This is a genomic window from Gallibacterium salpingitidis (assembly GCF_001678495.1).
In the GTDB taxonomy this organism is placed as follows: domain Bacteria; phylum Pseudomonadota; class Gammaproteobacteria; order Enterobacterales; family Pasteurellaceae; genus Gallibacterium; species Gallibacterium salpingitidis.
Genome location: NZ_JTJL01000016.1, coordinates 89,305 through 103,639 on the forward strand (window position 1 = coordinate 89,305; position 14,335 = coordinate 103,639).

A 14,335-nucleotide genomic window follows, 5' to 3' on the forward strand; every position below is an offset into this window, starting at 1 on the left:
ATTTTGAGGAGAAAAATATGAGTTATATTCAACTTAACCATGTAATGAAACAATTCGGCGATGTAATAGCGATTCCTGATTTAAATCTTTCAATTGAAAAGGGTGAATGTTTTTCAATGTTGGGACCGTCAGGATGTGGTAAGACAACTACATTACGGATGATAGCTGGATTTGAAGATCTGGATGGTGGTGAGATTAGAGTTGGAGAAAGATTACTTTCGTCTAAAGCAACAAATTTCTATTTACCACCAGAAAAGCGTAATTTTGGTATGGTATTTCAGGCATTTGCAGTGTGGCCTCATATGAGTGTGTATGACAATGTTGCATTTCCATTGGCGTTGAAAAATTTGTCAAAACAAGAAATTGAGAAAAGAACAACAGATGCTTTAAAACATACTAATTTATTGAGTGTTGCTAAAAAAAGTCCGGATGATCTATCAGGTGGTGGAAAACAGCGAGTAGCTTTAGCAAGAGCATTAGCTTTAAATCCAGATGTGATGTTACTTGATGAACCATTATCAAGTTTAGATCCACATTTGCGAGAAGAAATGCGTTTCGAGATTAAAGCATTACAACGTAAATTTGGTTTCTCAATAATTTATGTTACCCATGATCAATCAGAAGCAATGGCGTTGTCAGATCGTATCTTAGTTATGAAGAAAGGAGTTATTGAGCAAATCGATACACCACTAAATGTTTATAATAATCCAGCAAATAAATTTGTATTTAGCTTTATTGGATTATCTAATCAGTTAAAGGTGAACGTATCTGCTCAAGGAGTTTCTTTTGATGGATGCGATGGACAGTTTATGATTAATCCAACACCGCCAGCTGAGTTGATACAACAAGGAATGGCGATTCTTGCTACTCGTCCATCCGAAATAGATTTTGTCAGCCAAGGTGGTATTCCTGGAGTAGTAAAACGTCGTTCATATTTAGGTGAGGTTATTGATTATAGTATTTTGATTGGTAATCAGGAACTTCGTGTACAAAAAGGACGACGAGATCATGGTCCGCAAGAAGGTGAAATGTGTCAAGTAGTCTTTAGCCGTTTACATTGGTATCCTGTGGAATAAATAATATATGACTTAAATTATTTCTAATTTAAGCCATATATAGTCTAAATAGTGGATATATCTAAGATTTGTTCTTTAATAAAAAACTGCCGATAAATGTCGGCTTTTTTATTGAGAGCAAGTGGATAAGCACGAGAAGATGATGGTAAACGATAGAGGTGATATTGTTGTTGCCCAATCGTAATTTCGCAGCTTTCTCCTGAAGCTGGCATTTTAATTTTTTCTGGTAGTAGTGATAACAAGGTTTCTGTGGCTTTTTCACCTGCAGTCATCAGTACCTTACATTGTGGAATTTTTGCTAATACCGCAGTTAAATCAATTGGTTCAACAATTTGCAAGAATTTATCTGAGGCATTGCCTTGCTGGCGGATAATCTTATAACCTGAATCACAAATGGCGATACCCTGTTGTTGCAAAAATTGTTCAATTTTTGCTTGGTCAAATAACTGTTTATCGGCAGTTAAAAAATGATCTTTATCTTGAAAAAACACTAAGCCGAAAATACGCCACATATCGTTTTGGAAATTAGGATAATAGAAATTCATTTTCCAACGGTTTTGTGGTGGAGGAAAACTACCTAACATCAAAATTTTAGCGTTAGTAGGTAAAAATGGTTTGAGGGGATGAGTTTCAATAATATCAGTCATAACAAACAAGAAAAAACTCGCTTCTACAGTATAGAAGCGAGTTTATCAAAAATGAATTAAGCAACTAATTGTTTTAAGATACGGCGGATTGGTTCTGCTGCACCCCAAAGTAATTGGTCACCAACAGTGAACGCAGCAAGATATTCAGGCCCCATATTGAGTTTACGTAAACGTCCGACTGGAACACTTAAAGTGCCAGTTACTTTTGCCGGAGTTAATTCACGTAAAGTGGTTTCTTTATCATTTGGAATGACTTTCACCCACTCATTATGTGAAGCAAGAATTTGTTCAATTTCTGCTAATGGTAAATCTTTTTTCATTTTGATGGTGAAGGCTTGGCTGTGGCAACGTAATGCACCGATACGAACACATAGCCCATCAATTGGCACAGGATTTTCAGATAAACCAAGAATTTTGTTAGTTTCTGCGTAGCCTTTCCACTCTTCTTTGGTTTGGCCGCTTTCAAGTAATTTATCAATCCAAGGAATTAAGCTGCCTGCTAATGGAGCACCGAAGTTATCGCATGGTAAGTCTGCACGCATTTTCGCAGTCACTGCACGTTCAATGTCTAAAATGGAAGAAGCTGGGTTTGCTAAATCAGCTTCAACAACATTATGTAATTGTCCCATTTGTACTAAAAGTTCGCGCATATTTTTCGCACCGGCACCACTAGCTGCTTGATAAGTTGCTACAGATACCCATTCAACGAGATCACGCTCAAATAAACCGCCTAATGCCATTAACATTAAACTTACAGTACAGTTACCGCCGACATAGGTTTTGATTCCTTCTTTCAATCCTTTATCGATAACGTGTTGGTTTACTGGATCTAATACAATAATAGCGTCTTTTTCCATACGAAGTGCAGAAGCTGCATCAACCCAATAACCGTCCCAACCGGTAGCACGTAATTTTGGATAAATTTCATTGGTGTAATCACCGCCTTGACAGGTTACGATAATTTCTTGTTGTTTTAATGCATCAATATCGTAAGCGTTAAGTAATACGCCAGCGTCTTTGCCTGCAAATGTTGGCGCTGGTTGTCCAGCTTGAGATGTAGTGAAGAATGTTGGAGCAATATTTGCGAAATCTTGTTCTTGTTGCATACGGTCCATTAAAACTGAACCGACCATTCCACGCCAACCAATAAAACCGACTTTTTTCATTGTTATACCCTCATTAGTTAATTTTAAAATAAATGCTGTGTTTGTTTGAAAAGTCTTAATTAATTACTCTATAAAATGAATTAAATCAATACTTGATACTAAAAAAATAGTAAAAAATCTAAATTTTGTTGAAATGAATAACAAACCAGCAAGAAATTGCTATAACAACAGTGGTTTTTATATTTATTTGCTATGATATGGCATTAACAGTAGTGGACAGAGATTCACTAGGAGAAAATAGAATTATGGTGAAACGAATTATTATTGGGATTTCCGGTGCATCAGGCGTTGTCTATGCCATAGACTTATTAAAAACATTGCGTAATTTACCGCAGGATATTGAGATTCATGGTGTAGTTAGCCAATGGGCAAGAGAAAACTTGCGCATTGAAACGGATATGAAATTAACAGAGTTATATGATCTCATGGATTATCATTATGCCAATCACGATATGGCGGCGACGATTGCCTCAGGTTCTTATCTAATTGATGCGATGGTAATTGTGCCGGCAAGTATGAAAACAGTAGCAGGTATTGCTTGCGGTTTTCATGATAGTTTAATTGGGCGTGCGGCGGATGTAACGTTAAAAGAACAACGTAAGTTAATTATTGTGCCAAGAGAAACGCCACTTAGTGTGATCCATTTAGAAAACTTAACGAAATTAGCTAAGTTGGGGGCTCATATTATTCCGCCAATCCCAGCGTTTTATCACCCACCACAATCAGTTGAGGAATTGATTCGTCAGCAAACGACAAAAATGTTAGATTCATTAGGTATAGAACATAATGTTGCTGAGCGTTGGCAAGGTTCTTCGCGCTTTAACAAAGGTTAAAACCAGAGAAAATAGGCATTTTCTGAGAAAAATATCGAATTTTGAGAGGTAACGCACTAAATTAGGCGATTTATTGCGTTAAGATAACCCATATAGTGTATTTTTTAAGAGTATTACAGTTACAGTAAATTTGCTTTGGTTTAGTTAAAACAAGAATTTTATCTGAAAACGCCTATTCTACATTCAATAAAATTGAAAAATGTGCAAGAATAAGCACCGTTTATTTTATCGGTAAAATACAAATTTTTTCTCTTCCCTTTTTAGAAGTCATAAAATTTTGTAATACGCAGAAAAGAAAATTCTTCTTTTTAAACTAATAGGATTTTTATGAAAACAACGGCAGAAATTAGACAGGCTTATTTAGATTTCTTTCATAGTAAAGGACATCAAATTGTTGCAAGTAGTTCATTAGTGCCAGAAAACGATCCGACATTGTTATTTACCAATGCTGGAATGAATCAATTTAAAGATGTTTTCTTAGGTGTTGATAAACGTTCCTATCATCGAGCCACTACAGCACAACGCTGTGTACGTGCAGGTGGTAAACATAATGACCTTGAAAATGTAGGTTATACCGCACGTCACCATACTTTCTTTGAAATGTTAGGAAACTTTAGTTTTGGTGATTATTTTAAACATGATGCGATTCATTATGCGTGGGAATTTTTAACATCATCACAATGGTTAGGATTACCGAAAGAGAAATTATGGGTAACTGTGTACGAAACTGATGATGAAGCTTATAACATTTGGCATCAACAAGTAGGTGTACCAGCAGAACGTATTATTCGTATTGGTGATAATAAAGGCGCGCCTTATGCTTCAGATAACTTCTGGCAAATGGGTGATACAGGTCCATGTGGTCCATGTACAGAGATTTTCTATGATCATGGTGATCACATTTGGGGTGGTCCTCCAGGATCTCCAGAAGAAGACGGTGACCGTTATATTGAAATTTGGAATGTGGTATTTATGCAATATAACCGTCTAGCTGATGGCACAATGGAAAAACTACCAAAACCATCTGTTGATACCGGAATGGGGCTAGAAAGAATCAGTGCAGTATTGCAACATGTCAACTCCAATTACGATATCGATATTTTCAAAACATTAATTGCGAAAACAGCCGAAATTACCGGTGAGAAAGATTTAACCAATAAATCATTACGTGTAATTTCTGACCATATTCGTTCTTGTGCTTATTTGATTGCTGATGGTGTATATCCTTCTAATGAAGGGCGTGGTTATGTATTACGTCGTATTATTCGTCGTGCAGTACGTCATGGTCATTTGCTTGGTGCAAAAGAAACTTTCTTCTATAAATTGGTGCCAACTTTAATTGAAGTAATGGCTCAAGCTGGTGATATTCTTAAAGAAAAACAAGCTCATATTGAGAAATTATTACGTTTAGAAGAAGAACAATTTGCCAGAACTTTGGAACGTGGTTTAGCACTATTAGATACTGAATTAGCATCATTAAAAGGTAAGGTGCTTTCTGGTGAAGTAGCATTCAAGTTATATGATACTTATGGCTTCCCATTAGATTTAACTGCAGATGTTTGTCGCGAACGTGATATTACGATTGATGAAGATGGATTTAATCGTGAAATGGACGCACAACGTGAGCGTGCACAGGCGGCAAGTCAATTTGGAATGGACTACAACAGTTTAATTCGTGTGGATGGTGTGACTTCTTTTGAAGGTTATCATGAAGTAGAAAGCCTCGCGAAAGTATCAGCAATTTTCATTGATGGCAAACAAGTTGATGAAGTGAATGCTGGACAAAGTGCAGTAGTGATTCTTGAAAATACGCCATTTTATGCAGAATCAGGTGGCCAGATCGGGGATAGCGGTGTTTTAGAAAGTGCGGATGTGTTATTCACAGTCAAAGATACGCAAAAATATGGTCAAGTATTCGGTCATATTGGTGAATTACACAAAGGACAAATTAAAGTTGGTCAAACATTAAATGCGGTAGTTGATGCAAAACGCCGCCAAGCGACTTCACTTAATCACTCAGCGACCCATTTGCTACACGCTGCGTTGCGTCAAGTATTAGGCAGTCATGTTGCACAAAAAGGTTCTTTAGTTTCAGATAAATTATTACGTTTTGACTTTTCTCAACCTGAAGCAATTAGTAAGGCGCAATTAGCAGAAATTGAGCGTATTGTGAATGAACAAGTACGTGCAAATCATGCAGTAACTGTTGAAGAGATGGATATCGAAGCTGCAAAAGCTAAAGGTGCAATGGCGTTATTTGGTGAGAAATATGGCGATGTTGTTCGTGTGATTACCATGGGTGATTTCTCAGTAGAGCTTTGTGGCGGTATTCATGTGAAACTCACTGGTGATATTGGCTTCTTTAAAATTGTTTCTGAAAGTGCAATTGCGGCTGGTACTCGTCGTATTGAAGCGGTTACTGGTGAAGAAGCCTTTAATGCTGTATTAGCACAACAAACTTTATTGATGCAAAGTGCAGATTTATTGAAATCTGATGTACCGTCTATTGTTGAGAAAATTCAACAATTGCAAGATAGAGCGAAGAAATTAGAAAAAGAGTTGCAGCAATTAAAAGAAAAATCAGCTGTTCAAGCTGTTTCTGATCTAGCGCAACAAGCACAAGAGTTAAATGGTGTTAAAGTAGTAATTGAAGCAGTAAATGGTGTTGAACCGAAATCATTGCGTATGATGGTTGATGATTTGAAAAATCGACTTGGTTCAGCGGTTATTGTTTTTGGTGCAACACAAGATGAAAAAGTCAATCTTATCGTTGGTGTGACCCAAGATGTAACTAACAGAGTAAAAGCAGGTGAGCTAGTTAATTTACTTGCACAATTTGTTGGCGGTAAAGGCGGTGGCAGACCAGATATGGCGATGGCCGGTGGTAATAAGCCTGAAAAATTAGACGAAGCGTTAGCCTTTGCGCAAAGTTGGTTAGCGGATAAGCTATAAGAGATTCACCTCCATTTGGAGGTGAAAATCCTCGTTGATAATTAACCTATCTGAAAGTAGAGATTGATAAATTTCTAAAATATTAATACAGGAAAAGGAGTGAATTATGTTAATTCTAACTCGAAAAATGGATGAGAAATTATTAATCGGTGATGATATTACGATCAGTGTGTTAGAAATTCGAGGAAATCAAGTCAAAATTGGCGTTGATGCACCAAAGGATGTCGCTATTTATCGTGAGGAAATTTACCACAAGGTAAAAGAAGCGAAAGCAAAAGAACAACAAAATAAAGAATAATTTTGACAACAAAAAATGAGGTAAAACATGGAGAAAATAACCTGCTTTAAAGCCTACGATATTCGTGGAAAATTAGGCGATGAGCTAAATGCAGATATTGCTTATCGAATTGGGCGTGCTTTTGGGCAATTTTTAAAACCTAAAAGTATTGTTGTAGGTGGTGATGTTCGCCTGACAAGTAAAGAGTTAAAAAGTGCCGTAGCAAATGGTTTATTGGACTCAGGAGTAGATGTTATTGATCTTGGGCAAACTGGAACAGAAGAGATCTATTTTGCGACCTCATTTTTAAAGACCGATGGCGGAATTGAAGTGACAGCAAGTCATAACCCAATGGATTACAATGGCTTGAAATTAGTGCGCGAAGGTTCTCGCCCTATTAGTGGTGATACAGGGTTGAAGGATATTCAACGTCTAGCGGAAGAAAATAACTTCCCTGAAGTCACTAAGAGAGGTCAATATAAACAAATTTCTGTTGTTGATGATTATGTTGCTCACTTACTTTCTTATATTGATTTAAGTAAATTAAAACCGCTTAAATTAGTGATTAATTCAGGTAATGGTGCAGCAGGCCCGATTATTGATAAAATCGAAGCCGTATTTAAACAAAAAAATGTACCAATCGAGTTTGTGAAAGTGCATAACAATCCAGATGGTACTTTCCCTAATGGTATTCCTAACCCGTTATTACATGAAAACCGTCAAGATACCATTGATGCAGTATTAAAAAATAAAGCAGATATGGGGATTGCTTTTGATGGTGACTTTGACCGTTGTTTCCTTTTTGATGAAAAGGGAGAATTTATTGAGGGGTACTACATTGTTGGTTTACTTGCTCAAGCGTTCTTACAAAAGATTCCAGGTGCGAAAATCATCTATGATCCACGTTTAATTTGGAATACAGAAAAAATTGTGGCAGAAAATGGTGGTGAAGCAGTAATGTCTAAATCTGGTCACTCATTCATTAAAGAGAAAATGCGTAGTGTAGATGCGGTTTACGGTGGTGAAATGAGTGCGCACCATTATTTCCGTGATTTCTTCTATTGTGATAGCGGTATGATTCCTTGGTTATTAGTAACAGAGTTACTTTGCACTACAGGTAAATCATTAGGTGAATTAGTTGGTAATAGTGTAGAAACTTTCCCATCTCCAGGTGAAATTAATAGTAAACTGGCAGATGCAAAAGTTGCGATTGAACGTGTGAAAAATGCTTATGCACCAAATGCGGTTAGCGTAAGTGATTTAGATGGTATCAGCATTGAATATCCAGATTGGCGTTTCAATTTACGTTCTTCTAATACAGAGCCTGTGGTACGTTTGAATTTGGAAACACGTGGCGATAAGGCATTGATGGAAGAGAAAACAGCTGAAGTATTAGCATTATTACGTCAATAACGTTTTTTCCCATTATGGGAGTATAAAGGTAACCGCACATCATTGTGCGGTTATTGTTATCTGATTTTTAGAGAGAAAAGGAATAATAATGAAAGCAATTATCCCTGTTGCTGGTTTAGGAACAAGAATGTTGCCAGCGACGAAGGCCATTCCAAAAGAGATGTTGACTATTGCAGATAAACCATTGATTCAATATATCGTGAATGAATGTGTTGCTGCTGGTATTAAAGAGATTGTTTTAGTAACGCACTCTTCAAAAAATGCTATTGAAAACCATTTTGATACCTCGTTTGAATTGGAAACAATGTTGGAAAAACGGGTAAAACGTCAATTGTTGGAAGAAGTACGTTCGATTTGTCCAAAAGACGTAACTATTATGCATGTACGTCAAGGTTACGCTAAAGGATTAGGTCATGCGGTGTTATGTGGTCGCGCTTTGGTCGGAAATGAACCTTTTGCGGTAGTGCTACCTGATGTAATTTTGGCAGAATTTACTGCGGATCAGAAAACAGAGAATTTAGCTGCAATGATTAAGCGTTTCAATGAAACCAAAGCTAGCCAAATTATGGTGGCACCAGTTGCTAAGGAAGATGTTTCTAGCTATGGGATTGTAGATTGCGCAGATGTTGATTTAAATACACATGAAAGTGCAGTGATTCATAATATTGTTGAGAAACCAAGTGTAGAAACTGCACCATCAAATTATGCTGTAGTAGGGCGTTATGTATTCTCAGCAGCAATTTGGGATCTATTAGCAAGAACACCAGTAGGCGTAGGTGATGAAATCCAATTAACTGATGCAATTGATTTGCTAATTAAACAAGAAACAGTAGAAGCCTTTACGATGAAAGGTAGAACTTTTGACTGTGGTGATAAAATTGGTTATATGCAGGCATTTGTTGAGCATAGCTTACATCATCCAAAATTAGGTGAAGAGTTTAAGCAGTATTTGTTACAGCTTGCTAAAACTCTAAAATAATTCCGTTTAAATAGGCTAAATAATTTTTAGCCTATTTTTCTCTTCTATCTTCCTATCCTATCTTTCTATTCGCTCATCTATTTATTCATTTTGGCGATAAATTTTACTGAAAACGCTTATTTTAGTTTTATTTTGAGTGTTTTTTGTTACTTTTTAGTAAAAATGTTCAATATGAAAATAAAAAAGCAAAATTATTTGTGATAACGCTCACAAATAATAAATGATATACACAACAATAGTATGGTTTTGTGATATTTTAGGCCTGAAGTCTTTTGAGTCTTTATTATAAAAAAAAATTGGAGGATCACTATGTTTGGTTTTTTAAAACCTGCTCCTGAGAAGCCTATGCTTCCAGAAGATCAAATTGATCCAACGTATCGTCGTTTACGTTGGCAAGTATTTTTTGGTATTTTCTTTGGTTATGCTGCATATTACTTCGTGCGTAGTAATTTCGATTTGGCGCAAAAAGGATTAATTGAGGCTGGAATGTACACCAAAACCGAACTTGGTATTATCGGTATCGCACCAGGTTTGGCGTATGGTCTATCTAAATTCTTTATGGCAGCTATTTCTGACCGTTCTAATCCGAAGATGTTCTTACCATTTGGTTTAGCATTATCTGGTTTATGTATGACATTAATGGGATTAATTCCATGGGCAACATCAGGCATTCTTATTATGTTCGTGATTTTGTTCATTAATGGTTGGTTCCAAGGTATGGGGTGGCCTCCTTGTGGTCGTACCATGGTGCATTGGTGGTCAAAGAAAGAACGTGGAACAATCGTTTCTATTTGGAATACCGCACATAATGTAGGTGGTATGATGCCGGCTGTATTAGTTGGTGTTGCTAGCTCAATTTATGCTGCAAATCACCCAGAAGTAGCTAAAGTTACCTTTGGTCATGTGTGGCAAGAAGCATTGTATTACCCAGGTATTGCTGCAATGATTGCTGCGGTAATTATTTTCTTTGTGATGAAAGATACACCGCAATCTTGTGGTTTACCGCCAATCGAAAAATATAAAAACGATTATCCTGAAGATTATAATGAAAAAACCTATGAACATAATCTTAGCACCAGAGATATTTTTATTACTTATGTGTTGAAAAATCGCTTACTTTGGTACATTGCAATTGCTAACGTGTTTGTTTACCTCATTCGTTACGGTATTTTGAAATGGTCACCAGTTTATCTTGGTGAAGTAAAACATTTTGATATTAAAGGTACAGCATCTGCATATGCGATTTATGAATTCGCAGCGATTCCAGGTACATTACTTTGTGGTTGGGTATCTGACAAAGTGTTCAAGGGTAAACGTGGTTTAACTGGCTTCGTGTTTATGGTGTTAGTAACTATTGCTGTTGTTGTATTCTGGTTAAATCCAGCAACACCACAAGAAGAATTAGCACAATATGCGAATTTACCTTGGTATAAAAACCCATATCAATTAACTGATTTCATCTTGATGACGACTATTGGTTTCTTAATTTATGGCCCTGTTATGCTTATCGGTTTACACGCATTAGAATTAGCACCGAAAAAAGCAGCTGGTACATCAGCAGGTTTCACAGGATTGTTTGGTTATCTTGGTGGTACAGTTGCAGCAAGCGCGGTTGTAGGTTGGGCATCTGATACTTACGGCTGGGACGGTGGTTTCTACGTTATGGTAGGTGGTTCAGTCTTAGCTTGTGTACTAATGTTGATTACGATGATGGAAGAAGGAAAACATAAAGCGAAGATAGCGAAAGAAGATCGTTACGGTAACTAATTTTTATAAGGCGATAACTTGGTTTATCGCCTTTTTTGTATCTATTGTTTATCAATTAAAGGAGAACTTATATGAAATTAAAACATCTTGTAATTGCGTTAATGAGTACAGGCCTACTGGCAAGTTGTGCTACACAGTCAACAACCCAAACATTATCTTGTGATAAAAAGTTAGTTATAGCGCATCGTGGTGCTAGTGGTTATATTCCTGAACATACCTTAGAGTCCAAAGCACTAGCTTTTGGGCAAAAAGCAGATTATTTAGAGCAAGATCTTGTAATGACTAAGGATAATCATTTAGTCGTAATTCATGATCATTTCTTAGATGGCTTAACAGATGTTGCGACAAAATTTCCAAAACGTCACCGTAAAGATGGAAAATATTATGTAATGGATTTTACCTTGGCGGAAATTAAAAGTTTGAATATGACTGAAAATTTCAAAAACGAAAATGGTAAACAAGTACAAGTTTATCCAAATCGTTTCCCAATGTGGAAATCTAATTTTAAGATTCATACCTTTGAGGAAGAAATCGAATTTATTCAAGGCCTTGAAAAGTCAACAGGGAAAAAGATAGGAATTTATCCAGAAATCAAAGCACCTTGGTTACACCATCAAGAGGGTAAAGATATTGCACTAGCAACATTAAAAGTATTGAAAAAATATGGGTATACCAACAAGAATGATCTTGTCTATCTTCAAACTTTTGATTTTAACGAATTAAAACGCATTAAAACGGAATTAGAACCTAAATTAGGCATGGATCTAAAATTGGTTCAGTTAGTTGCTTATACGGATTGGCATGAAACAGAAGAGAAAAATGCACAAGGGCAATGGGTAAATTATAGTTATGATTGGATGTTTAGACCTGGCGCTATGGCAGAAGTAGCAAAATATGCTGATGGTGTTGGACCAGGTTGGTATATGTTAGTTGATGATGAAAAATCAACAGTGGGTAATATTAAATATACACCAATGGTACAAGATATTGCTGCACAAAAATTAGAATTACATCCTTATACTGTACGGAAAGATGCTTTACCTAAATATATGAAAGACGTGAATGAGATGTATGATGCGTTGTATAACAAAGCTGGAGCAACAGGTCTATTTACTGATTTTCCAGATTTAGCAGTGCAATTCCTTGATAATCAGTGTAAAAAATAGCCTTCCCTATATCATCCATCCAATATCCACTTGTTTAAAAAATATTGGATGGATCTTTATCACAATTTCAAAAAATTCATGATCAATTTTCTGTAATCTTTTAGAAGATCTGATATTGTGGTTGTATATCAATTGATAATAGATATGAAATCCTATTCTACAAAGTTAAATAAGCGGTAATACCTAATGGGGTTATTGCTTTATTGGGGTGAATTTATGAAAGAATTGTTTCGTGCCAATCTTTATGTGGCAGATTGTGATAGTGTTAATTCTACGTACGATAACGCTAACTATTTGAAACGTTTTAAATCTAGTATTTTGATGGCAAAAAGTATTGGTATGAACCCCAATATGATCTTTGATAGTGAAGGATTTGAAACGGCAATTTTAGATCCAAATGTAAGAAAATTCTTTGTTAAAAGAATAAAAGAAAAAGAAAGAGATAATATAGAATATTGTATTAATATTCATATTTATAATAATTTTATTGAAGATGGATATTTTGATTTTCACCACCAAGACAATCCATTTGAAAGATATTATTCAGATAAATTACGAGAAAACTATTTATTTAGTTCATATAATTTGACAAAGAAAACTATCGAGCAAGATTCTATAATGAAAGAAAAAATTCATTATAAACTTTCTGCACTAAATGATTTTGCTAAGTATATTTATAAAGAAACATGTCATAATATTTTTAAAATAAGAAATGATAATGCCGTATTAGATTTAAGAAGTGCATTATTAAATAGATCTAGATATATTTTAAGAGATATAAGTAAATTCCAAGAAATTAATGAAGATCTAAAAAAAGTTTATATTGATGCATTGTTAGGTTTTATCATATTGATTGAAAGTAATAATGATATAAAAAGCCGTTCTGATATTTATCATTTATTAGAAAATATGCTAAAAAAAGACTTTAAGAATTATGAAGTAATTCTTAAGGAAAAATTGAAAACAGATGTAATTGATATATCTTATAATAGCTCTTTTATAAAAGAAGGTGAGATCTTTAGGTATAAAAGTGTTGATTCTTTAGATTTTTTATACGAAAAAATATTTGACTCATATGCTGCTAGTGGAATATTAATAACTGCATATAATTTATATAAAACAATCAAAGCTATTAAATCTAAAATTGAAGTATTAGATTTAATTTCTAATCCAACAGGCATTGTTAATTACCTTGTAGATGAACTATTAAATGAAGCAAGTGATAGAGGTGTAAGTGCTGCTCATAAAGCAGCATCATTCCTTATTCCAAAGACAAGATTGTTAGGTGTATCTGAGTCAAAACATTTATTAATAGGAGTAAAAGCAAGTGTTAAAGACCATAAAAATTAATACTATCTTTAAAAATAAATATTTAGAATTACAAAATAATAATGTAGAGGATGATTCAGGAAAAACATTTGAACATTTACGTTTAATTGAAAAGGATTCAAATTATCCTGGTGCTGTAGCAATATGTAAATGCCAAGATAAGTTATTATTAATTGATAATTATCGTTATGGTATAGATAGTATGAGTTTAGAGTTTCCTAGAGGATATGTGGAACCCAATGAAACATTGGAAGAATGTGCTATCAGAGAATTATTTGAAGAAACAGGAGTAATATTTAATCCTGATATTGATTCAATTAAGAAATTAGGAGAGATGGCGGTCAGCTCTTCAATTGCAGCTACTATGACACCATTTTATTTAATTGATATTAAGCAAAATTTACCAGAAATTCATTTACAACGAGAAGAGAATATTGAGGATTTTTGTTGGAAAAAGTTAGCTGATATTAAGAAATTAATGCGAGATGGTAAAATTGTAGATAGTTTCACTATTTGTGGTATCGCTTTCTATGATTTAACAATATAAATATTATCTCAAAATAAATCTCTTTAGCCCAATATATGATGAATATTGGGCTATTTTTATAATTAAATCTATTTCTGCGATCTCGGTTCCATTTTTTATCTCATTAATTCGTCTTAACTTGCTTTTTTGCTCACAATGCAATCGTCATAACAAATGACATTCTATGGTTATTAATTGATGAGG

Annotated in this window: 12 protein-coding genes; 10 read left to right on the forward strand and 2 right to left on the reverse strand. The window is 34.9% G+C overall.

Annotated features, from left to right (window positions below):
• Nucleotides 1-17: 17 nt before the first annotated feature.
• Entirely contained in the window at nucleotides 18-1,076 is a 1,059-nt protein-coding gene (locus QS62_RS04970; RefSeq protein WP_066106798.1) for an ABC transporter ATP-binding protein, read from the forward strand.
• A 44-nt stretch (nucleotides 1,077-1,120) separates the two neighbouring features.
• Here QS62_RS04970 and QS62_RS04975 read toward each other — a convergent pair whose 3' ends face one another.
• Both QS62_RS04975 and asd read right to left on the reverse strand, forming a co-directional pair.
• On the reverse strand, nucleotides 1,121-1,723 hold the full coding sequence (locus QS62_RS04975; RefSeq protein ID WP_066106801.1) for a DNA glycosylase: 603 nt from the start codon (nucleotides 1,721-1,723) through the stop codon (nucleotides 1,121-1,123).
• A gap of 56 nt (nucleotides 1,724-1,779) precedes the next feature.
• On the reverse strand, nucleotides 1,780-2,889 hold the full coding sequence (asd, locus tag QS62_RS04980; RefSeq protein ID WP_066106804.1) for an aspartate-semialdehyde dehydrogenase: 1,110 nt from the start codon (nucleotides 2,887-2,889) through the stop codon (nucleotides 1,780-1,782).
• A gap of 245 nt (nucleotides 2,890-3,134) precedes the next feature.
• Between asd and QS62_RS04985 the strand changes: the two genes are divergently transcribed.
• From QS62_RS04985 to QS62_RS05025, 9 genes are all read left to right on the forward strand, one after another.
• On the forward strand, nucleotides 3,135-3,722 hold the full coding sequence (locus QS62_RS04985) for a UbiX family flavin prenyltransferase (RefSeq protein WP_231923680.1): 588 nt from the start codon (nucleotides 3,135-3,137) through the stop codon (nucleotides 3,720-3,722).
• 327 nt (nucleotides 3,723-4,049) lie between these two features.
• Entirely contained in the window at nucleotides 4,050-6,674 is a 2,625-nt protein-coding gene (gene alaS / locus QS62_RS04990; protein WP_066106808.1) for an alanine--tRNA ligase, read from the forward strand.
• A 106-nt stretch (nucleotides 6,675-6,780) separates the two neighbouring features.
• Nucleotides 6,781-6,972 (forward strand): carbon storage regulator CsrA, encoded by a 192-nt coding sequence (gene csrA, locus QS62_RS04995; protein ID WP_066106811.1) that lies wholly within the window; start codon nucleotides 6,781-6,783, stop codon nucleotides 6,970-6,972.
• 27 nt (nucleotides 6,973-6,999) lie between these two features.
• Nucleotides 7,000-8,364, forward strand: a complete 1,365-nt coding sequence (locus QS62_RS05000) for a phosphohexomutase domain-containing protein (RefSeq protein ID WP_066106815.1) — start codon at nucleotides 7,000-7,002, stop codon at nucleotides 8,362-8,364.
• An 88-nt stretch (nucleotides 8,365-8,452) separates the two neighbouring features.
• Entirely contained in the window at nucleotides 8,453-9,343 is an 891-nt protein-coding gene (gene galU / locus QS62_RS05005) for a UTP--glucose-1-phosphate uridylyltransferase GalU (RefSeq protein WP_066106819.1), read from the forward strand.
• 309 nt (nucleotides 9,344-9,652) lie between these two features.
• A complete protein-coding gene (gene glpT, locus QS62_RS05010; protein ID WP_066106822.1) occupies nucleotides 9,653-11,110 on the forward strand; it encodes a glycerol-3-phosphate transporter in 1,458 nt (485 codons plus the stop codon).
• 71 nt (nucleotides 11,111-11,181) lie between these two features.
• Entirely contained in the window at nucleotides 11,182-12,276 is a 1,095-nt protein-coding gene (gene glpQ / locus QS62_RS05015; protein WP_066106825.1) for a glycerophosphodiester phosphodiesterase, read from the forward strand.
• 216 nt (nucleotides 12,277-12,492) lie between these two features.
• Nucleotides 12,493-13,626, forward strand: a complete 1,134-nt coding sequence (locus tag QS62_RS05020) for a hypothetical protein (RefSeq protein WP_156550068.1) — start codon at nucleotides 12,493-12,495, stop codon at nucleotides 13,624-13,626.
• A complete protein-coding gene (locus QS62_RS05025; RefSeq protein WP_066106831.1) occupies nucleotides 13,604-14,152 on the forward strand; it encodes an NUDIX hydrolase in 549 nt (182 codons plus the stop codon). Before QS62_RS05020 ends, QS62_RS05025 begins: the two co-directional genes overlap by 23 nt.
• Nucleotides 14,153-14,335: the final 183 nt, after the last annotated feature.

Coding starts and splice junctions, on each gene's coding strand:
- QS62_RS04970 (WP_066106798.1), top strand. CDS start 18: ATGAGTTATATTCAACTTAACCATGTAATGAAACAATTCGGCGATGTA.
- QS62_RS04975 (WP_066106801.1), bottom strand. CDS start 1,723: ATGACTGATATTATTGAAACTCATCCCCTCAAACCATTTTTACCTACT.
- asd (WP_066106804.1), bottom strand. CDS start 2,889: ATGAAAAAAGTCGGTTTTATTGGTTGGCGTGGAATGGTCGGTTCAGTT.
- QS62_RS04985 (WP_231923680.1), top strand. CDS start 3,135: ATGGTGAAACGAATTATTATTGGGATTTCCGGTGCATCAGGCGTTGTC.
- alaS (WP_066106808.1), top strand. CDS start 4,050: ATGAAAACAACGGCAGAAATTAGACAGGCTTATTTAGATTTCTTTCAT.
- csrA (WP_066106811.1), top strand. CDS start 6,781: ATGTTAATTCTAACTCGAAAAATGGATGAGAAATTATTAATCGGTGAT.
- QS62_RS05000 (WP_066106815.1), top strand. CDS start 7,000: ATGGAGAAAATAACCTGCTTTAAAGCCTACGATATTCGTGGAAAATTA.
- galU (WP_066106819.1), top strand. CDS start 8,453: ATGAAAGCAATTATCCCTGTTGCTGGTTTAGGAACAAGAATGTTGCCA.
- glpT (WP_066106822.1), top strand. CDS start 9,653: ATGTTTGGTTTTTTAAAACCTGCTCCTGAGAAGCCTATGCTTCCAGAA.
- glpQ (WP_066106825.1), top strand. CDS start 11,182: ATGAAATTAAAACATCTTGTAATTGCGTTAATGAGTACAGGCCTACTG.
- QS62_RS05020 (WP_156550068.1), top strand. CDS start 12,493: ATGAAAGAATTGTTTCGTGCCAATCTTTATGTGGCAGATTGTGATAGT.